Source organism: Deltaproteobacteria bacterium, from assembly GCA_013151915.1.
Lineage (GTDB): Bacteria > BMS3Abin14 > BMS3Abin14 > BMS3Abin14 > BMS3Abin14 > BMS3ABIN14.
This window is the reverse complement of the sequence record JAADHJ010000010.1, coordinates 58,665-79,238: the sequence shown is the minus strand read 5'-3', so window position 1 is coordinate 79,238 and position 20,574 is coordinate 58,665. Positions and strand designations below refer to the sequence as shown.

Genomic DNA, 20,574 nt, shown 5'->3' with positions numbered 1-20,574 from the left:
GAAAGTGAAAATGACATTTTTCGCTTTCCGTGGAGTAAAAAGCCATGGATGGACTTTTTACGACCCCATCAAAAATTGACTATCGGATCTGCTACGAGGATACCGATTCAGGCGGTGTCGTCTATTATGGGAACTATCTCAGGTACTTCGAGAGGGGTCGCACGGAATACCTGCGCCTACGGGGGTACTCCGTAAAGCAGTTCGATGATCAGGGATGTTTATTTCCCGTAGTCCGTGCTGAAATAAACTACCGGTCCCCCGGCTTCTACGATGACCTCATAAGGATCGAAACAGATATGGTCCGGGTGGGGAAGACCTCCGTTACCTTCGACCACAGGGTTTTCCGGTCTGCCGACGACACCCTCCTGGTTAAGGGACGGACGACGGTGGTCTGTGTCGGCAGGAATTTAAGGCCGAGGCGCATTCCGGAAGAGATAAGGGATCTGGCCGGCGGGCCGATACTGGTCTGATGGCGGACACTCACAAGCACCTTGATGACAGTCTTCGGGTTACCGTCATCGGCTCCATCCTCAACGTGGTCCTCATCGTTTTCAAACTGACCCTTGGCATTCTTGGCCACAGCCGTGCGCTTGTGGCCGACGGCCTCCACTCCATGACAGACCTGATGACCGACGCCATACTCATCGGTGGTCTCATTGTCGGTGCAAAGCCCACTGACGAGAGCCACCACTATGGGCATGGAAAAGTGGAAATATTGGTGGAGATGGCCCTTGGGAGTATTCTCGTCCTGGCCGGCATCCTGATCATCTACGACTCCGGCAGAGCCCTCCTGCACCCCCCCGATACGGGTCCGTCCCTGTTTGTCATCCCGGCCGCCCTTTTCAGCGTCATAAGCAAGGAGTGGCTCTATCGGATCACCATGCGCACGGCAAGAAGTGAAGGACGCCCCGCCCTTGTTGCCAACGCCTGGCACCACAGAAGCGACGCCCTGTCCTCCGTGGGTGTGCTCCTGGCCGTCAGCCTTGCCATCATACATCCTGCTTTCGCGGTGGCCGATCCTCTTGTCGGTTTCTTCGTGGCCCTTCTCGTCATCGGGATGGGTGGGAAGATCGGGTGGAATGCGGCTCTCAGGATCATCGATACCGCGCCGTCCGGGGACTTTATGGAACGCGTCAGCCGGATGATACGGGAGATTCCCGATGTGAGAAGCATCAGGAACCTGAGGATGCGGTACGTCGGCCGGCTCATCGCCGTGGAGGTCCATCTGGGCCTGGATCCGGAGATGACGATAGATCGCGGCCATGAGGTGGCCTCCGAGGTGAAAAGGTCGATCCTGGAGAGGGACAGCCGCGTCTTCGATGTTCTGGTTCATATGGAGCCTGAAAATGGAGAGCCACGGCAGCGTGATGTCCGGGCAAGAGGTGAATTTCGGTCGTAAGGCACCGGGGCGATAGGTTTTTCGCCCTTCGGCAGGCTCAGGACAGGCAGAGGTCGCATGGTACGCAGAGGAGGAATTTGGTTTAAAGAAACATCAAGTACTGGTTTTGGGTTTTCTCAGCGGGCTCCGCGTTCTAGCGAGTCGCGCTTGTAGCATGACGAGCGAGCGAGAGAAAGAAAGATTTCAACCCCCCGGCTTGACCCGGATGGACCGGAACCGTTCCACCGTGACCTGGCCCGGCCTGCCTCCCTTGACCTTCCGGACCCATTTTCTCTCCGTCACCATGATCTCTACCGTTGAGTCCTTTTTCGCGCCGCTTTTGGCTGCCGCCAGCCGGCCCGCCGCCACGATTACCTCCTCGGGGGGGCGCCGTCTTTCGGTGAGGATGACAACATGTGAACTGGGGTAATCCCGCGCATGGAGCCAAACGTCGTGGGGTGAAGCCGCCTCGAAGGTTACCCTCTCGTTGTCGGCTGCGCTTTTGCCTACGAGGATGGTGAACCCGTCCTTCCAGTAGCGCCTGCCCGGGGGTTTTCCTGATTTTCCACTGCCGGGTTTTTTGCGTCCGGCCCTGCCGCCTGTTTCCGGGGGGCGGATCCTTTTCAGGAGCTCTTCGGCCGGTTCCACGTTGCCGTTGTAAAAGGCCTGCCGGGCTTCCTCAATATTTTTCAGGGCCGATTCCATGTCAGCCCTCTTCTTTTTTATGGCTTCAAGGCCTCGCTTGAGCCGTTTTGCCCGGGAGAACAGACGGTCCGCGTTGGCCCGGGCGGTAATAGATGGGTCCAACTCGATCTCGATGGAAGAATTTTCATCGGAAGGGTAGGGTAGTGTGACCTGAGATGCGCCTCGGGGGATCCGTGATAGATTGATCAGGATGGACTCGGCTTTCAACCTGGACTCCCCGTATCGCCGGCATCGGTCCTCCTCGTCTTCGAGTATTGCCAGTTTGCGCAGAATCTTTTCCGCCTCATTTTTCAGGTGGTCGGCCATATTTTCAACGGGTTTCGGATCAGTGGATCCTTCGTCGGGTCCGGCCATCCCTTTCCATTCCCACGCCGCCTCCGGGAAGGACGTGAATAGCCGGATTAATTCGGCCTCTTCGTCGGCCAACTGGAAGGGAAAAAGGTTCCATCGGTCCCCCTGCAGGGCCAGGCATCCCGACTCCCCGGTTGACTGTTCGGATATCTCCCTTAAGACCGTTGACAGCTCCTCAGATCCGCCCCGTGCGGCCCTTGATACGGCCAATCGCGCGGTTACAGGCGAAAGACCGCGCACGAGTTCCAACAGTTCGCGGACCCCGGGATAGGGATTCTTGATCAGTTTTTCGGCCGAAATCTCCTCAATGGCTGAACCGTCCCTGGCAGGCGGGGGCACCCATCTATGCCCTGGGAGAACCGGTCGGACCCTGCTTCTGGCGACAGGCACCTGCTTAAGGGAGCCTAATATCCTTTCATCGGAGTCCAGAAGGATAAGGTTGCTGTGGCGTCCCATGACCTCCAGGACCAGGATGAAGGTCTCTCCCCGCTTTTTGGGCCACCCGGCGGAAAACTCCATCCTCACGATCCTGTCCCCTTTTTCCGGCAAGGACATTGAGGCCAGCGCCGCCCCGTTTATTCGGGCGGCCAGGAGTTCGGAGAAGGGTCCGCCAGGACCCTTTGCCTCGAAGCCCATTGGGGGGAGAAACAACCCCGGGCGGTCCGCCCGGATGGAGAGGAGGAGGTGCCTCCTCGCTCCAAAGGCAAGGAGTACTTCACCCGTTGCGGTCCGGCGGACGCCGGACACCCGTTTTCCACTCAGCCGCGGGGCGGCCTGGGTGACAGCGGCTCTCAGGGAAAGGTAATCCATGGCGGGAAATTATCATATTCATCCCATCATTTGTAGGGTCGTAAAAAGTCCATTCGTGGCTTTTTACTCAACGGAAAGCGAAAAGTGTCATTTTCACTTTCCTCACAAATCAACAACTTGCCCTGCAAGCCATTGATTTGGGCGCCCTTCCCGGGCGCGTTGATGACTTCTTACGAAATCATCAATTTTAATAGGGTCGTAAAAAGTCCATGAATAGCTTTTTACTCAACGGAAAGCGAAAAGTGTCATTTTCACTTTCCTCACAAATCTTCGATTTGCGCGCCCTTCAGTGGGCGCAAGGATGACTTGCGAAGTCATCCTTGCGAAGTCATCCTTGCTTGACAAATCGTCGCCGGAAAGTATGATGTGAACGTTTACCTGCGCACCCTGACGGGAGGCAGGTCACAGTCGATGCGACAGAACGGTTTTCACCTGGACGGATGAAGGAGGAGGGAGAATATGAGGAGGGCCTTTATCGTTATTTTCGCGCCGGCGTTCCTTTGCAATGCGTCGGCTGTCATGATCCCCATCCCTTCAACACCAATTACAGGTACCTGAGGGTAGACACCAAGGAGGAAAGACGATGGGGGCGTTTTGCGCCTGCTGCCGCAAGGACAAGGTTGACAAGAGTGAGATCTGATCCCTCCCGGGTTCCAAGGATCGCCCTGGGATCGGACCATGCCGGGTTCTCCCTCAAGAGCCTGGTCAAGGGTCATCTCAAGGCCAGGGGAATCTCGGCCATTGATATTGGTGCCGATTCTGCGGATTCGGTGGACTATCCGGACTTCGCCCGCAAAGTGGTGGATAAAATCCTGGGTGGCGAGGCCGACCTGGGAATCCTGATCTGCGGGACCGGGATCGGAATGTCCATGGCCGCCAACCGCCACCGGGGTATCAGGGCGGCCCTCTGTCACGATCATTTTACCGCGTCGGCCGCACGTCGGCACAACAACGCAAACATCCTCGCCATGGGCGGCAGACTGATAGGGCCCGATCTGGCGAAGGAGATTGTCGACACATGGCTGGACACGCCCTTCGAGGGCGGCCGTCACAAGCGCCGAACGGACAAGATGGACAGGTAGCCGATAACGTGTAAATGCCGTGCCGGGACAACCGCATGGCCAAAATCTTTGGAGGGAAAGGGCTTGTCATTAAAACAGTTTGACCCGGAGATATATAACGCCATACGCCTGGAGACCGAGCGGGAGGAATACCAGCTCGAGCTCATTGCCTCGGAGAATATGGTCAGCGAGGACGTTCTGGAGGCCCAGGGCTCGGTGATGACCAATAAATATGCCGAGGGTTATCCCGACAAACGTTATTACGGCGGCTGTACTTACGTGGATATGGCCGAGAAATTGGCCATAGAGCGGGCCAGGGAACTTTTCGGGTCGGAATATGTCAACGTCCAGCCCCATTCGGGGTCACAGGCCAACATGGCAGTCTACTTCGCCGTTCTGGAGCCGGGAGATACGCTCATGGGGATGGACCTCGCCCACGGCGGGCACCTGACCCACGGCAGTCCGGTGAACTTCTCCGGGCGGCTTTACAACGTTGTATCCTACGGCGTCAGGGAGGATGATCAGCGCATCGATTTCGACCAGGTCCGGGAATTGGCGCTTGAGCATCGGCCGAAGCTGGTGATGGTTGGGGCCTCGGCCTATCCCAGGACCATAGATTTTCCTGCATTCAGGGAGATCTGTGATGAAGTGGGGGCCGTCCTGGTTGTAGACATGGCACACATCGCGGGACTGGTTGCCGCAGGTGTGCATCCGAGCCCGGTGCCATGCGCCCATATCGTTACCACTACAACGCATAAAACCTTAAGAGGCCCTCGCGGGGGCATGATCCTTTCCGGGAAGGAGTTCGCCAAGGCACTCGGGAGCCGTGTATTTCCAGGCTCCCAGGGCGGCCCGCTCATGCACGTCATCGCTGCCAAGGCGGTGGCCTTCAGGGAGGCCCTGCAGCCGGGTTTCAAGAAATACCAGATGCAGATTGTCGCAAACGCCAGGGCCATGGCGGATGAACTCGCGGAACAGGGATTCCGCCTCGTCTCAGGCGGTACGGATAACCACCTGATGCTCCTCGACTTCAGGGATGAGGATTTTACCGGCAAGGATGCCGAAGAGACCCTCGACCGCGCAGGGATAACCGTAAATAAGAACACCGTACCCTTTGAGACCCGAAGTCCCTTTATCACAAGCGGCATCCGCATCGGCACGCCCGCCGTTACAACCAGGGGAATGAAGGAAGGAGAGATGGTTAAGATTGCCCGGTGGATAGGCGAATCGATTCGCCGACGGGACGACGAGGGATTTCTTACCGGAATAAAAGAACAGGTGAGGGAGCTCTGTGTAAAGTTTCCCGTTTATTCCAGCAGGCTTGAGGACCAGGCGGGGAGGTGACTCTTCCATGTGATAACCGTCCCTCGTGGGACCAATATTTCATGGAGATCGTTCACCTGGTCGCCAGCAGGTCAACCTGTTTAAGGCGTCAGGTCGGGGCCGCTTTTATCAAGGACAGGAACATATTGGCCACCGGCTACAACGGTGCGCCGTCCGGTGTCCCTCACTGCGCTGAGATGGGATGCCTGAGAGAGCAGCTCGGTATTCCATCCGGTGAAAGGCACGAGATATGCCGGGGCCTTCATGCCGAGCAGAACGGAATCATTCAGGCGGCAAGGCACGGCATCAACCTTTCGGGATCTACGGTGTACACCACCGACAGCCCATGTATTATCTGTGCCAAGATGCTTATTAACGTTCGTGTGGAGAGGATTGTCTGCGGACAGGGATATCCCGACAGCCTTGCAGTCGAGATGCTCGCTCAGGCAGGGCTTAAGGTGGAATATCGCGAGGGAAACAGGAAATGAAATGTCCATTCTGCAGCGATTTCGACAATAAGGTGGTTGATTCCCGCCTCACGGGCGACAGCGACGTCATCCGGCGACGGCGCGAATGCCTCGGTTGCGGCCGGCGCTTTACTACCTATGAGAGGGTTGAGGATATTCTTCCCATGGTGATCAAGAAGGACGGTCGTCGTGAGCCGTTCGACAGGGCCAAGATCCTCTCCGGGATTCAGACCGCCTGCCAAAAGAGGCCCATCAGTGTCCAGATGTTGGAAGAGATCGTCGACAGGATAGAGAAGAAGGTCCAGGAAAACGGGGAGAAGGAGATCAAAAGCAGCACGGTAGGTGAAACGGTTATGCAGGAGCTGCATGACCTGGACGAGGTGGCCTACGTGCGCTTTGCCTCCGTTTACCGCTCATTCAAGGATATCAACGAATTTATGGATGAGCTCAAAGACCTTCTGAGTGAGGAGGAAACCCGGCGGCTGAATGGGAAGAAAACAAAAAAATAATTCACCTTTTTCATGATGACTTCGTAAGAGGTCATCAATGGACTTTTTACGACCCTATCTTACATGGAGTCATACCAGGATGAAGAGACAGTTCCACGGGGGGGTTCATCCCCACTATCACAAGGAAACCAGGGACCTGGCGATCCGGAGTATACCGCTCCCCGGAGAATTGGCGGTCAGCCTATCCCAGCACATCGGCGCTCCTGCCAAGGCCATCGTTTCCAAGGGGGACAGGGTCCTGAAGTACCAGCCCATTGCGGAGCCGTCCGGTTTTGTATCTGCGGGACTACATGCACCGGTTTCAGGGACGGTAAAGGGTGTCAAGCCTATGTTGCACCCCTCCGGTCGTTTTATCCCCGCTATCCTTATTGAGCCCGACGGGCTTGATGAGGCCGAGGATACCTCCCGACACGCGGATCCCGGCCTTGAGAAGGGGCCTGAAGCATGGAAGGAGATGGTGAGGAACGCAGGTGTTGTCGGGATGGGCGGCGCCGCCTTTCCAACTCACGTGAAGCTTAACCCTCCGGAGGACAAACCCATTGATCTTGTTGTCGCCAATGGGGTCGAGTGCGAGCCGTTCCTCACTGCTGATCACCGTCTCATGCTGGAAGACCCCGGCCCGATTATCGGCGGGCTGCGCCTGACCATGGAGATCGTTGGCGCCGGCAGGGTCATCGTGGCCATTGAGGCCAACAAGCTTGACGCGGCCGAAAAGATCCGGTCGATGGACCTGCCTCCCGGCTGTGAGGTTGTGGTATTACCGGTCAGGTACCCGCAAGGGGCCGAAAAGCAGCTTATTTTTGCCCTGACCGGCAGACAGGTGCCATCGGGGGGCCTCCCCATGGACGTGGGCGTTATAGTTCAGAATGTCGGAACTCTGGCCGCCATCCACCAGGCTGTCACAATGGGCCGTCCCCTTGTCGAGAGGGTCATGACTCTTGGCGGGACCCTGCCCAAAGGACCGGGAAATTATCTGGTGGCGGTGGGGACTCCTCTTTCCCACATCATAGAGACCACAGGCGGCCTCCAGGGCCCGGCCGCGAGGATCATCAGCGGGGGCCCCATGATGGGGTTGCCACTGTCGGGTTTTGAGAGCTCCATGACCAAGGGAACGAGCGGCCTGCTCGTCTTCGGGGCGAGGGACTTCAGGGAACTTAAGCCCCGTCCCTGCGTTCGCTGCGGGTCATGTGTGAGGGCCTGCCCGGCAAACCTGCTGCCCTATACCCTAGGCAACATGGTCGAGTGGGACCATTTCCATGACCTTGAGGAGTACCATATCAGGGATTGTATCGAATGCGGATGTTGCACCTATATTTGCCCTGCCGACCGAAACCTGGTGCAGTACATCAGACAGGGCAAGGCTGAACTTCTGGCGAGGAGCAGATCAAAATGACCAAGAGTGTTCTTGCGCCCTCTCCCCATCTGAGGTCGCCCAAGACAATAGAAACAGCAATGTACAGCGTCATTGTGGCGCTTGTGCCCGCCGCGGTCGTGGGAACATACTTTTTCGGCCTGAACGCTGTCAGAGTCATGGTTGTATCGATTCTGGGCTGCCTTGTTGTAGAGGGCTTTGTACTTCGCTTGAGAGGCAGGGGGCTGTCCACGCTGAAAGACGGCAGCGCAATCCTCACCGGCCTTCTTCTGGCAATGAACCTCCCCTCGTCCTCTCCGGTATGGATGGTCCTGATCGGATGCATTGTTGCCATCCTTGTGGGCAAGCAGGTCTACGGCGGGCTGGGCTACAATCCATTCAACCCGGCTCTCGTGGCGAGGGTTTTCCTCCTCATCAGCTTTCCCGTGGCCATGACGACATGGCCTGAGCCCGGAGTGTTTTCCCTCTCTCTCGACACTGTGACCAAGGCAACCCCGCTTGGCGCCATGAAGACAAATCTCCTTTTGCACGGCAATCTCGGTGATATTGCCCATATGAGCCTTCTTGATCCCTTCATGGGACGTATGGGCGGAAGTCTGGGTGAGGTCTCCGCAATTGCGTTGCTCCTCGGAGGAATTTTTCTACTGGCGCGGGGGGTAATTACCTGGCATATACCAGGGAGTTTCCTGGCCACCGTTTTTGCCATGACCGGCCTTTTCTGGCTGATCAATCCCCAGAAGTACGCTTCACCCTTCCTTCATCTCGTTACAGGCGGTCTTCTCCTGGGGGCCATCTTCATGGCCACCGATTACGTCACCAGCCCTGTGACGACCAAGGGCATGATCGTATTCGGCGTCGGATGCGGGGCCATCACGGTCTTCATAAGGCTCTTCGGCGGATATCCCGAGGGGGTTTCATTCGCTATCCTCCTCATGAACTCGGTAACCCCCATTATTGATCGCTATACGAGGCCTACGGTCTTCGGTTATTCACCTGCCAAGGAGGTGAATGCATGAAAATCGGGACGGTGCGCCTTGTTGTGGTCCTTGGCGCGATCTGCCTGGTCGCAAGTCTTGCCCTGGCGATGGTCTACGAGGTGACGAAGGCGCCCATAGCCTACCAGATGAAGCTCGAGGTCATACGGTCGCTGCAGGCCGTCCTCCCCGGGATGGAGATCGACCCGGACAGTCAGTACATCGACCTTCCATGGAAGAAGGACCAGACGGTACGTGTGTACAGGTCCACAGGTGCCAACGGCATTGAAGGTGTTGCTTTCCAGGTCATCGCTCCGGACGGGTACAGCGGCAAGATCCAGATCATGATGGGGGTTCTCCCCGATGGGCGCCTGGGTGGTATCGAGATCCTCTCCCATGCGGAGACACCGGGGCTAGGCGCGCGAATCGTCGAACCCTCCTTCAAAAACCAGTTCAAGGGGCGTTCTTTGAAAAACACCAATTTCAAGGTCAAGAAAGATGGTGGGGATATAGACCAGCTCACAGGGGCTACGATCTCCCCGAGGGCGGTCGTTGGCGCGGTCAGGAGAGGCCTCGTCTGGTTCAAGAAGAACCGGGAGAAGGTCCTCTCCAATACGGAGGGAACCTCATGACCGGTTATCGGGAGGAATTCACCAAGGGGATATTCGACGAAAACCCGGTGTTCCGTATGGTTCTCGGGCTTTGCCCGACCCTTGCGGTCACGAGCAGTGTCATAAACGGCATTGCCATGGGGCTTGCAACGCTTTTCGTCGTGGTCTGTTCCAATACGGTCGTAGCCTTTCTGCGAAAAATTATCCCCGACAAGGTCCGTATCCCTACATTCGTTATCATTATCGCTTCCTTCGTTACCATCGTGGACCTGGTCATGGCGGCCTGGGCCCACCCCATGCACAAAACACTTGGCCTGTTTATTCCCCTCATTGTGGTAAACTGCCTTATCCTGGGCCGGGCCGAGGCCTTCGCCTCCCGCCAACCCGTACTCAGATCCGTAATTGATGGGCTGGGCATGGGGGTTGGCTTCACCCTGTCCCTGGCTCTGCTCGGGTCCGTCCGTGAGATTCTGGGCAGTGGTACCTGGCTGGGGATCAACGTTCTGGGTGGGGCGTACCCTGACATGCTGGTCATGGTCCTGCCCCCCGGGGCCTTTCTCGCCATGGGGGCGTTGTTGGGGATTTTCAACTCCCTTGGAAAATCATAATCCCCGTTATTTCACCGTGTTCTTAAGGTGGTGGGAAAGCCGCCGAACTGTTGTGGAATAGACACACAATGTTGCGTTAAAGGCACATGAATTTCCCCTCCTCAGTGCCTATTCCGTTATCGCCAACGGTTTGAACCAGTTCAACTATTTGTAAATACGCGTCTTTTTTCCACTTAAGCCTGTTGGATATATTTGGTACAGAAATTGCGTAGAAAGGCCCTGATATGGGGAGCCTTATCCAGCAAAAAACACTCATCGGGACAGTGAAGTTCACCGGCATCGCCCTTCACACGGGGGCGGAGACCTCGGTTCGCATTCTCCCGGGAGACCCTGATACCGGATATCGGTTCCGAAGGATTGATCTTCCCGGTGCGCCCGAGACGGAGGCCACCGTCAAAAATATTTCCGATACGCTTCTCGCTACCAGCGTCGGCCTCAACGGGACTTCGGTAAAGACGGTTGAACACCTTCTGTCCGGATTGGCGGGATCAGGGGTGGATAATGCCCTCATCGAGGTTGACGGGGATGAGATCCCCATTCTCGATGGTAGCGCCGCGCCCTTCGTCCGCGGTATCGAGATGATCGGACTTGTGGATCAGGATGTGCCCAAAAGGATGATCAGGATTCTTAAGGAGATAGAGACGGGTGATCAGAATGTTCGTGCGTCTCTTTCCCCCGCCGAAACCTTCAGCGTCAATTTTACCATCGATTTTGCAAATCCGACGGTTGGCCGACAGTCCATGGAATTTGACTATACTCCCGAAGCGTACAGAAGAGACATTGCATTCGCCCGGACCTTCGGATTCATGAAAGACGTGGAAAAGCTCAGGGAGAATGGGCTGGCCCTGGGCGGATCTCTCGAAAACGCTGTCGTGGTGGGGGATGACGGTGTGCTGAACCCCGGTGGCCTGAGGGCCCCCGACGAGTTTGTCCGCCATAAGATCCTCGATACCATCGGGGATCTTTCCCTGCTGGGCATCCCCATCCTTGGAGCCTATTGCGGCTACCGTGCCGGGCACGCCGTCAACCGCACCCTCATGCAGGAGGTTCTGGCAAATCCGGATCGATGGGAACTTGTCTGTCTGGAGGAGAGGAAGCCGGACAGGATTTTCTACCGCCCCATCCTGGAGGGAGACCTCGACGGAATTCATGCCGCCTCCCCGTGAGCTGTTTCCAACGTCCAACACGTCCAACACCCAACATTTAACGTTCAACGTCCAACACCCAACACCCAACGTCCAGAGTCCAGAGTCCGGAGTCAGAGTCCCGCCTTTCATCCTGTCGGTTTCACTGTTAATATGACCCCATGTTCACTGGCGATGAAGAACCAGGTGGCATCGCCGCCTCCGTTAAGACGCTTGCGGATGAGATGTACGGTCTTCTGGCCCGCACGTTCCCTGTCTGCTGCTATAGCGACGAGTTCTACTTCTTCCCCCAGGTGGTTCCGGACGAGCCTGACTGGCGGTTGTGGGATGACTTCTCGCCGGAAAGGGTGGAGGATGTTTCCCGAAAACTCGCTCGATGGGAGCTGGAGCTGGAGGCTCTGAATTCCGGTGACGCCCATCCTCAGGACCTGATCGATGTTTCTCTTCTGAGCCACCTTGCCATTACGCTCAGGGAACAGTTGGAAGAGGTCCGCTTCCACAGGACTCAGCCTACATTTCACCTTACGATTGCAACTGTCGGACTGCTTCAGGCCATCGAATCCGGGGAAACGGCGGTGCTGGAGATGCGGCTTGGAGGCCTTCGTGATTTTCTTGAAACGTCCGGGAATATTCTGGAGGACGTCCCTGCCCTTTTCAGGGAACTGGGAGTCGAGATGGCCAGGGGCACGATGGCCTGGGTCGCTACCCTGGGAGATATGGGGGGCGCCCGGGATTCCGCTCTCCAGGCCATTGAAAAGTATGGAAAACGGCTAGGTGGGCTCAATGTTCGGGAGGGATTATTCCTGCCCCGTGATCTCGTGGAGAGGATTGCCTCGTACCACATGGCGATCGGACTTTCGGTGGACGAGATCCTGACAGAAATGACTGAAGAGAGGGACAGCCTCCTTGAGGAACTCTCAACCCTGCCCGAAGATCTCAAGCCGGGCGGTCCCTGGATGGAGGCATGGGATAGGATTCCCCGGATTCCCATCCCGCGTGAGGGAAAGGCAAGGCTCCTTTTTCAGGAAATCGGGCGTTTGAAGGATCATTGTCTGGATCTTGGATTGATACCTCCGGATCTGGCCGAAGGATGTCCGGTAGAGGTCAGGGCGCTTCCCTCTTCCATGACCCCTGTGAGGACGGCGGATTCCTACAGTGCGTTGCCGGGATATCCCCCTGCCGGCGGGTTCTTTTTCATCTATGGCGGCGGCAGTCTGGGGAAAGCGTCCGCCCGCATCCACCCCGTGTTTCGCATGACGGCCGCTCACGAAACCTACCCTGGGCACCACCTTCTCGACATCTCCCGGTGGAACCTGGCCCGCGTCGTACGGCGGCCGTTGGAACGCCCTGTCTTTTACGAGGGATGGGCATGTTTTGCGGAGCAACTCCTGGAACAGTCCGGTTTTTTCAGCCGGAGGTGGGACCGCTTCATCCTGATTGTTCGCAGGTTGAGACATGCAATAAGGGGTATTGCCGACCTCGATCTCCACATGGGGCGAATAGACATTTCCGGGACTGCCCGGGTTCTGACCGAAGGCGGTTTCTCCCCCTCCCGTGCAATGGCTACCGCCCGAAAATACTCACTGCGGCCGGCTTATCAGACGTGCTATACTATGGGCTTACGCCGTTTCCGCTCCCTGTTTGACGGGCGGAACTGTATGGAGTCGGTGAACCTGGCCGGAAGGATCCTCAGGCAGGGAGAGATCGGGTTTAGCGAATTAAAACAGGCGTTGAGGTAATAAGTGGAACAGTTTCTCGGCTATCATTCGGAATGGAATCTCGGCAGTCCAGGAGGATGGGACTATCAGCGCATCACCCAGATCATCGGCAAGGCGGTCTGGGAGAGGTTGAATCGCGTCCGGCCCATTGGTGTCGATCTTGATCTCGACCACCCTCTTCTCTATCCGGTTTTCGGTTTTGTCGAGATGCTCGTTGAGGCCCATCGGTCCCGTGCGGGGTCCAACCCGGGTTTTATCGCTGTGGTGGCGGAGGAGGAGACGCTGGAGGATGTGACGGAGAATATCAACCTGGTTGAACGGCTTGACACCATTGACGGGATCAGCAGCGCCCTCATGGCCCCTCAGGATATTGAGATCAGCCGGGGCCGGGTGGCCTGGAGAGGCGATCCAATCTCCCTGATATTCATGGATTTCAACACCGACGTTCTCCTTGATCTTCACCGCAGACATGGTCTGGCCCCCCTTATAAGAGCGGTCAGTGAGGGTCGTGTGATAAACCCGCGCGGCACTGAACCGATCAACGTCAAGAGCATGTTCGAGGTGATAAACAGGTCGCAAAGCGGACGGTTTCAACCCGAAACGGTCCGTCGGACACCCTGGACCCGGAGGTTCTTTCCGAGGCCGACGCAAGGTCCGGACGGGGAGGAGATTCGGGACCTGGTTGAATGGACGCGGGGCAATTGGGGCAGGCTGGTCCTCAAGCCGGAGAGAGGCTATTCCGGTTTTGGGGTCAGGGTGGGCGGAGTGGATAAGGACGGCGACGAAGCCATCGAACTGGCCTTGATGGAGGGGAGCTACATCGTGCAGGAAAGGATACCCCTTAACCTTTGGGCGGAGGACAACCCCGCGCTGAATGTTGGTGAGAGGAAAGTGGTCCTTGAGCGATACCAGACCGATTTCCGCTGTTTGATGGGACCCACAGGCATGTATGGGTTTCTGGTCAGGTTTGGAGGAGTGCCCACCAACGTTGGAAGCGGCGGAGGCGTGCAGCCCCTTGGAGTCCTGCGTTCCCGGATGAGCGTGCGCGACGCCGTTGCACGAATAAACGATGCTATCCTCGAAATGGATTTCGAGGATGTAGCCGATATTGTACGAATGCAGGGTGAGATGGCGATGGATAACAGGTTCACCTACCTTCTTGGTCCCATCAGGATGGCCCTGAGGCCGCGCGTGATCAGCCCTGGTCATCTGGAAGCCCTTGGAAGCTACTGTTCCGCCGTGTGGAAGGACTGCCTTACTTTGGAGAGGATGTGGCTGTCCGGCGAATTGGATGATTACATTGAAATGGAGGAGGAAGAGCTCCAGATTGCCCGTTCCCAGAAGTGGCAGGGCGGCCCGGCTGTTTTCGCCACTGACGGTCTGTTCAGTTTCGGAGCTCATCCGGAGGAGCCTTGAGCATAGAGGTCAGGCCGGATTGGTGGAAGAGCCTTTTCGATGAGATCTACCTGCTCACCGACTCCCGCTCGGTGTGCGATGAGGATCTTACCAGGCGTGAGGTGGACGTTATCTGTGAGATCCTTTCCATGGATCCGCAAAACGCGGTCCTGGATCTTTGCGGAGGACAGGGCCGACACAGTATGGAACTGGTCTCCAGAGGGTTTACGGGGTGCACGGTCCTGGACTATTCCCGGTTCCTCATAGAAAGGGGCAGGGATCTGGCCGCCGCGAGGAGAAGACCGGTCCGTTTCCTCCAGGGGGATGCCAGGAAAACGGGCCTTCCCTCGGAATCCTTTGACTATGTTATCATAATGGGAAACTCACTGGGTTATCTCCCTGAACCGGAGGACGATCTGAGGATTCTGGCCGAATCCATGCGGCTGCTGAAGCCAGGGTCGAAAATCCTGGTTGATACGGCCGACGGAGACCAGGTGAGGGAAGAGATGTCCCCAGTCGCCTGGCACGAGGTGGATGGAACGGTTGTCGTCTGCCGTCGCAGGGAAATCGAAGGGGATGCGGTAATGGCAAGAGAACTGGTCCTTTGCAAGGACAGGGGGCTCTTGCGCGATCAGACCTACCGTATCCGCCTGTTTGACGGCGCGGGTCTTGCGCGTCTGTTGGGTAAAGCGGGATTTTCCAAGGTCCGGCTTCATAGAAATTTTGCCCCTCATGATACAAAAGGGGATTACGGGTTCATGAATCGACGAATTGTGGCTGTGGGAGTCAAACCGGAGGCCTGAGCTTGCCGAAGGGTTTGTTGAACATTGAACGTTCTTTATCACGTTGAACGTTGAACATTGAACGTTGAACGTTTTTCATCCCGTTGGACTTTTTGCGACCCTATCAACATTAATGGAGGATTCCAATGAAGGGAAATCGTATCGTGGGAACGGGAATGGGCGTTCCTTCCAGAGTTGTCACCAACGATGATCTGGCCAGGATAGTGGATACCTCGGACGAGTGGATTACTTCCCGTACGGGGATAAAGGAACGACGTATCGCCGAGGACCATGAAACGACCTCCGATTTTTGCGCAAGCGCGGCATTGGAGGCCCTCGATCGGGGAGGTGTGGCACCGGAGGAGATTGATCTCATAATCGTGGCCACCCTCTCCCCGGATCGGCTTATTCCGTCCACAGCCTGCATTGTTCAAAACAAGATCGGCGCGAAAAACGCCGCCTGCTTCGACCTGGAGGCCGCCTGTTCCGGGTTCGTCTACGGCCTTGCGGTCGCCGACAGCATGATGCCTGAAACCGGGATCAAGCATGCCCTTGTAATCGGTGCCGAAACCCTCTCAAGGGTCCTTGACTGGAGTGATCGAAACACCTGCGTCCTTTTTGCCGACGGGGGTGGGGCAGCCCTCCTTCGGCATGAGGGGGGAGACAGCGGTATCCTGTCCACATACCTGAAGGCCGACGGATCGGCGCCGCCGCCATGGCTGTGTGTTGAACCGGGCGTGGCCGAAATGACGCCCCTGGGGGATTCACGTCTGAAGGATTTTGCCATACGCATGCAGGGTAAGGATGTGTTCAAGTTCGGTGTCAAGGCCCTGCCGGACGCCGTTCGCAATGCGGTGGACAGGGCGGGTCTGACCCTGGATGATGTGGATCATTTCTTTCCGCACCAGGCCAACATGAGGATTATCGATTCCGCCGCCAAGGCCATGAAAATTCCCATTGAGAAATTCTACATAAACCTGGACCGTTTTGGAAACACTTCAGCCGGGACCATTCCCATCGCGTTGGCCGAGGCCGACAGCCGAGGCATCATCAAGGAGGGCGACATCCTGGTCCTGGCCGGTTTCGGAGCGGGGCTGACGTGGGCGGGGGCCGTCGTTCGCTGGTGATAGGACGTCCGGTGTTGTAACCAAAATTCAAACCTGTGTCTTTCTCACAGGGATGAAGGGGATGGAGGGGATAAGGCAAACATCGGAAGCGGAGAAAACCTGAGATCTCTGGGGTTAAGAAGCGGCGCTCCGCGATGAAGCAGATTATTTCACCGCCCGTTCGCTGCGCTCACTGGAGACACAGACTCCATGTTCGTTTTTCTTCTCTCTGGACTCTGGACTCTGGACTCTGGACTCTGGACTTGTTTTACCCTACAGCCCATAGCCTATCGCCTGCTCTACCCCGTTGAACGTTCTTTACTGTATGCATACAATTATGTGCAACTTGCCCATGTAGGTGTGCAGTTATCTGTATTTCAATCTACCTTCTGATTGAAAAACGTTTGAATTACAAAAGGTTACAATGCAGTCCCATCCTGGCCTGATATTTGCTCTTCTTTCGGCATGGGCGGTATTGATAAGGTCAGGAAAGGGATTTCATGATGAAAAAACGGATTCTGGTCGTTGACGACAACGAGTTCTTTATTCAGCAGGAGATTTCCTGCCTGGGGCGGGATCGGTTCTATTTTTATTCGGCCCGGTGCGGGCGTGAGGCCTTGGAAATGGCGCGGAATCTTTTGCCGGACCTCATCCTCCTTGATCATATCATGCCTGATCTCACAGGGCCGGAAGTATGTAGGCACTTGAAAAACGACCCGCTCACCAGTTCCATCCCCGTCGTAATTGTCAGCTCAGGTTCCCGGGAATCTTCCGGGATCGGCACGATTATGGCGCTGTGCGACGGGCTGATCCATAAACCCATTAGGAATGATCTTCTGGTGACAATTGTCGAGGAACTGCTTGACCTCGGCGAACGGCGTCTGGAAAGGGTCTCCTTGTCCCTGCCATGCACTATCTCCAGGGATAACGTGGGGATGAGCGCCAACGTCCTTTCACTGTCTGCGGAAGGTGTTTTCGTTGATATGGCTCCGCTTCCAATCCCGGGAGATGTGTTTGAAATTCGTTTCGCCCTGCCCTCCCGCGAACGGGCGGTGTATGTCCGTTCAGCGGCTGTGGTCTGGACCGGAAGGTTGAAAGAGACCGGTCCGAAAGGGGCCGGGATGCGATTTCTTACCATTGACCCCGTTGATAAGGGATCTATACATGATTATGTACGGTTGATCCTGGAGGTAAATGGGTTTGAAGGCGCGCCCTGTCTTACAGAATCCTTTCCCCTTTAAACTTTTCCCTTCTTCCCCCTGATTTCCTGGAATCCTCAGACTCACGTTCATCCTTGGTAGGGCAGTAAAAAGTCCATTAATGGTTTTGTTACTTACGGAAAGCGAAAAGTGTCATTTTCACTTTCCTCACAAATCTTCGATTTGCGCGCCCTTCGGTGGGCGCGTTGATGACTTCTTGCGAAGTCATCGTCTTTCCATGCCGGATCACAGATTCGTCGGAGAATCCCACCCAGACTCCCAGGGTAGCCATATTTTTCGTTAAGTTGCGAAACAAAGACCTTCTGTTGTAATATCTCCATGTTCAAACCGGGGGAATTTGGATGTGCGCGGAGCGTACAGCCCCAAGTACCCTTGTGCCGGAAAGCCAGTAATGGGGAAAAGGCCATGTTCGTCCGACTGTTCCGCCGACGGTATCTCTATGCGTTATCCGTCCTCGTCCTGAGCGTCGTTCTGTTGCTGATCATCCATGGAATTGTCAGGGAAAACGAGCGGGTTCTGACGACGGCCGTTTTCGAAAGAGAGATGGAAAACTATGCCACGGATCTTCAGAGCCAGATTGATCTATCCACCGAAGTAGTCGAGTCGATTGCGGGTTTCTTTAACGCCTCCGTTTTTGTGGAAAGGGATGAATTCAGGAGGTTTGTGGCAACTCCCCTGTTCCGCCATGCCCAGATCCTGGCCCTGGAGTGGATACCGGCTGTGGCGGACAAAGACAGAGCTGAATATGAGGAAGAGGCCCGTGCGGATGGAATGAACGATTTTCAGTTCACCGAGCGGAAAAGCCGAAGTGTTATGAGAAGAGCCGGCCGAAGGCCGTGGTATTTTCCTGCGTATTATGTGGAACCTCTCCAGGGAAACGAGACGGCCCTCGGGTTCGATCTCGGATCGGATCCTACCCGTCTGGAATCCATCAGAAAGTCGATTGAGACAGGAGCGGCAATATCCTCCGGCAGGATAGCCCTTGTGCAGGGGAGGGGAGATCGTTATGGATTTCTGATTTTTCGGCCCATATACCGCAGGGTCGTTTCCCCGACCACTCCCGGAGGCCCGATGTCGGGCCTGCAGGGTTTCGCCCTTGGGGTCTTCACTGTCTCCAACCTGGTGGTTGAGTCCCTTAAGGACAGGGATATGGAAGGAATCGGGTTCTATCTGTTTGATGATTCAGCGCCACCCGGCCGGAGGTTTCTTTATCATTATGACGAAACCCGCGAAGTTTCAGAACCTGAACCTTTTCACGGGGTTCCGGAGGCCATCCTCCAGGGTGTTAATTATCGAACGAACCTGAGTGTGCCGGGACGCGCATGGTCCGTCCTGTTCTATAGGACTTCCGGGCGTTACGGGATGAATTCCGACAGGGGTTTTTTGGTCCTGACCGGTGGACTGATTTTCATCGGTCTGCTGTGCGGTTTCCTGTGGACCACCATGCGACACGCCCATAAAGTCGAGGGTCTTTTGTCTGAGCTTTCCCGCTCCAATATTGAGCTGAAAAAGGAGATGGCGGAACGCAGGAAGGTTGAGGCGAATCTTCACACGCTCCTCCAGGAGAAGGAGATTCTTCTTAAGGAAATACATCACCGGGTGAAAAATAATCTCCAGATGGTCTCGGGGCTTCTCAACCTGCAGGGGCGGCATGCGGAGGACGAAAAGGCCAAGGAACTTTACCGTGAGAGTGAAACTCGGGTGATGAGCATGGCCCTGATCCATGAGAATCTCTACAGGAACCGGGATCTCGGCCGGATCAATTTTGCGGATTACGTGCGCAGTCTCGCCGGAAACATATCTTCATCCTACGGACAGCGAAAAGAGAATATCGAATTCATCTTTGATCTGGAAAAGGTCGACCTTGTTATTGATACCGCCATCCCCGCCGGACTTATTATCAACGAGCTGATCACCAATGCCTATAAGCATGCCTTTTCGGGGAGGCAGGACGGAGAGGTGAGGATCGGATTCCACGGGTCCGAGGGAACCGGGTATGTCCTGACGGTGGCCGATAACGGGTCCGGGATGCCGGCGGGCAAGGATCTGGGCAGTTTCAACACCCTGGGCATTAATCTGGTCAGGACACTCGTTGAACTCCTGGGAGGCCGCATAGAGATCCACCGGGAAAATGGGACGACGTTCCAGATAACCTTCAGAGAGTACAGGGAGGCCGGGACTGAACTGCATTAGTAGGGCTACGGGGCGAATGGACGTTAGGGCATTTAACGCCTGCAGCCTATGGCTTACGGCCTTTACCCGGATGCCCTGAGGGAAATAAACAAAACCCAGTCATTAGTTGAGATGACCCAGGCCGCTCGCATCATCCGCAAAGCCGACATCGATCTCCATGGCATGTTCATCTACGGGATGGACTCCGCGACTCTGAACTCTGGACTCCGCAACTCCGCGACTCTGGACTCATACAACGTCCCGTAAGGGACGTTCACCCCCCAAGCAGACCCTTCTTCAGGTTTTTATCGAAGGGTTTTTCTCCGAACCACACCTTGAAGAGAGCCTTCATGAAATCCTCCCCCTCGATGAGTCCTTTATTTTCCCCCGACAGGGATATCGATGTGCCCTTGCCGGGTTCGTAAGTGTAGATGAATTGATCGTTCTTAACAGCAGGTTTGGTGAAAAGGGAGATAAAATGATCGATCTTGCGGTTCAGCTCCTCCGATCGGTCGGGAGTGTTTTCCTCGAGTTTTTCCCTGTATTCCTTCTGGAGTTTTTTCGCACTGACGTTTTTATACTTCCAGTGGACAACCAGACGTTTGATCTGATTCGAGTTGATCACCGCGTCGGCCTGGTGAAGGGGAGTTGCCATGTACAGGCCGGAAACGTAGATTTTTATAAACAGCACTTTCCTCAGACCTTGACCGACGAGGACGCAATTTTCCCCGGAAATATTTATGGAATCGGGCATTGAAATGCCCGCCAGTTCGGCGGCCGTTGACGTTCCGGAAATGACCGCCGTTGCAATCACCGCGAGGCAAAGGGTGGCGAGAATAAAAACAGCGGTTCGATAGCGCATGTGGC

The 20,574-nt window shown here is 55.9% G+C and carries 19 protein-coding genes; 17 read left to right on the top strand and 2 right to left on the bottom strand.

Annotated features, from left to right (window positions below):
* Positions 1-74 precede the first annotated feature (74 nt).
* Together GXP52_02755 and GXP52_02750 are read left to right on the top strand one after the other, a co-directional pair.
* A complete protein-coding gene (locus GXP52_02755; protein ID NOY86207.1) occupies positions 75-470 on the top strand; it encodes a YbgC/FadM family acyl-CoA thioesterase in 396 nt (131 codons plus the stop codon).
* On the top strand, positions 470-1,399 hold the full coding sequence (locus GXP52_02750) for a cation transporter (GenBank protein ID NOY86206.1): 930 nt from the start codon (positions 470-472) through the stop codon (positions 1,397-1,399). Before GXP52_02755 ends, GXP52_02750 begins: the two co-directional genes overlap by 1 nt.
* A gap of 183 nt (positions 1,400-1,582) precedes the next feature.
* On the opposite strand, the gene GXP52_02745 is transcribed toward GXP52_02750, so the two are convergent.
* Positions 1,583-3,244: a fibronectin-binding domain-containing protein gene (locus GXP52_02745; GenBank protein ID NOY86205.1), complete on the bottom strand. Its 1,662-nt coding sequence runs from the start codon at positions 3,242-3,244 to the stop codon at positions 1,583-1,585.
* Positions 3,245-3,684: 440 nt separating this feature from the next.
* Between GXP52_02745 and rpiB the strand changes: the two genes are divergently transcribed.
* The 15 genes from rpiB (at position 3,685) to GXP52_02670 (ending at position 19,728) form a co-directional block, all read left to right on the top strand.
* Complete coding sequence (rpiB, locus tag GXP52_02740) at positions 3,685-4,326, top strand: ribose 5-phosphate isomerase B (protein NOY86204.1); 642 nt, start codon at positions 3,685-3,687, stop codon at positions 4,324-4,326.
* Positions 4,327-4,389: 63 nt separating this feature from the next.
* Entirely contained in the window at positions 4,390-5,649 is a 1,260-nt protein-coding gene (locus GXP52_02735) for a serine hydroxymethyltransferase (GenBank protein ID NOY86203.1), read from the top strand.
* Positions 5,646-6,116 (top strand): cytidine deaminase, encoded by a 471-nt coding sequence (locus GXP52_02730; protein NOY86202.1) that lies wholly within the window; start codon positions 5,646-5,648, stop codon positions 6,114-6,116. Before GXP52_02735 ends, GXP52_02730 begins: the two co-directional genes overlap by 4 nt.
* A complete protein-coding gene (gene nrdR / locus GXP52_02725) occupies positions 6,113-6,604 on the top strand; it encodes a transcriptional repressor NrdR (GenBank protein NOY86201.1) in 492 nt (163 codons plus the stop codon). Before GXP52_02730 ends, nrdR begins: the two co-directional genes overlap by 4 nt.
* 79 nt (positions 6,605-6,683) lie before the next feature.
* Entirely contained in the window at positions 6,684-7,997 is a 1,314-nt protein-coding gene (gene rsxC / locus GXP52_02720; protein NOY86200.1) for an electron transport complex subunit RsxC, read from the top strand.
* Positions 7,994-8,992 (top strand): RnfABCDGE type electron transport complex subunit D, encoded by a 999-nt coding sequence (locus GXP52_02715; GenBank protein ID NOY86199.1) that lies wholly within the window; start codon positions 7,994-7,996, stop codon positions 8,990-8,992. Before rsxC ends, GXP52_02715 begins: the two co-directional genes overlap by 4 nt.
* A complete protein-coding gene (locus tag GXP52_02710; protein NOY86198.1) occupies positions 8,989-9,582 on the top strand; it encodes an RnfABCDGE type electron transport complex subunit G in 594 nt (197 codons plus the stop codon). Before GXP52_02715 ends, GXP52_02710 begins: the two co-directional genes overlap by 4 nt.
* Positions 9,579-10,169 carry an electron transport complex subunit E gene (locus GXP52_02705; protein ID NOY86197.1) on the top strand — a complete coding sequence of 197 codons (591 nt, stop codon included), beginning with the start codon at positions 9,579-9,581 and terminating at the stop codon, positions 10,167-10,169. The genes GXP52_02710 and GXP52_02705 overlap by 4 nt, the downstream gene beginning before the upstream one ends.
* 224 nt (positions 10,170-10,393) lie before the next feature.
* The gene (locus tag GXP52_02700; protein NOY86196.1) at positions 10,394-11,335 is read left to right on the top strand and encodes a UDP-3-O-acyl-N-acetylglucosamine deacetylase; all 942 of its coding nucleotides are present in this window, start codon (positions 10,394-10,396) and stop codon (positions 11,333-11,335) included.
* Positions 11,336-11,475: 140 nt separating this feature from the next.
* Positions 11,476-13,053 carry a DUF885 domain-containing protein gene (locus GXP52_02695; protein NOY86195.1) on the top strand — a complete coding sequence of 526 codons (1,578 nt, stop codon included), beginning with the start codon at positions 11,476-11,478 and terminating at the stop codon, positions 13,051-13,053.
* A 3-nt stretch (positions 13,054-13,056) separates the two neighbouring features.
* On the top strand, positions 13,057-14,448 hold the full coding sequence (locus GXP52_02690) for a hypothetical protein (protein NOY86194.1): 1,392 nt from the start codon (positions 13,057-13,059) through the stop codon (positions 14,446-14,448).
* Positions 14,445-15,230, top strand: coding sequence for a class I SAM-dependent methyltransferase (locus GXP52_02685; protein NOY86193.1), 786 nt, complete (start codon positions 14,445-14,447; stop codon positions 15,228-15,230). Before GXP52_02690 ends, GXP52_02685 begins: the two co-directional genes overlap by 4 nt.
* 125 nt (positions 15,231-15,355) lie before the next feature.
* A complete protein-coding gene (locus GXP52_02680; protein ID NOY86192.1) occupies positions 15,356-16,336 on the top strand; it encodes a ketoacyl-ACP synthase III in 981 nt (326 codons plus the stop codon).
* Positions 16,337-16,815: 479 nt separating this feature from the next.
* Entirely contained in the window at positions 16,816-17,556 is a 741-nt protein-coding gene (locus tag GXP52_02675; GenBank protein ID NOY86191.1) for a response regulator, read from the top strand.
* A 384-nt stretch (positions 17,557-17,940) separates the two neighbouring features.
* Positions 17,941-19,728, top strand: coding sequence for a hypothetical protein (locus GXP52_02670; protein ID NOY86190.1), 1,788 nt, complete (start codon positions 17,941-17,943; stop codon positions 19,726-19,728).
* Between the two features lie 253 nt (positions 19,729-19,981).
* On the opposite strand, the gene GXP52_02665 is transcribed toward GXP52_02670, so the two are convergent.
* A complete protein-coding gene (locus GXP52_02665) occupies positions 19,982-20,569 on the bottom strand; it encodes a hypothetical protein (protein ID NOY86189.1) in 588 nt (195 codons plus the stop codon).
* Positions 20,570-20,574: the final 5 nt, after the last annotated feature.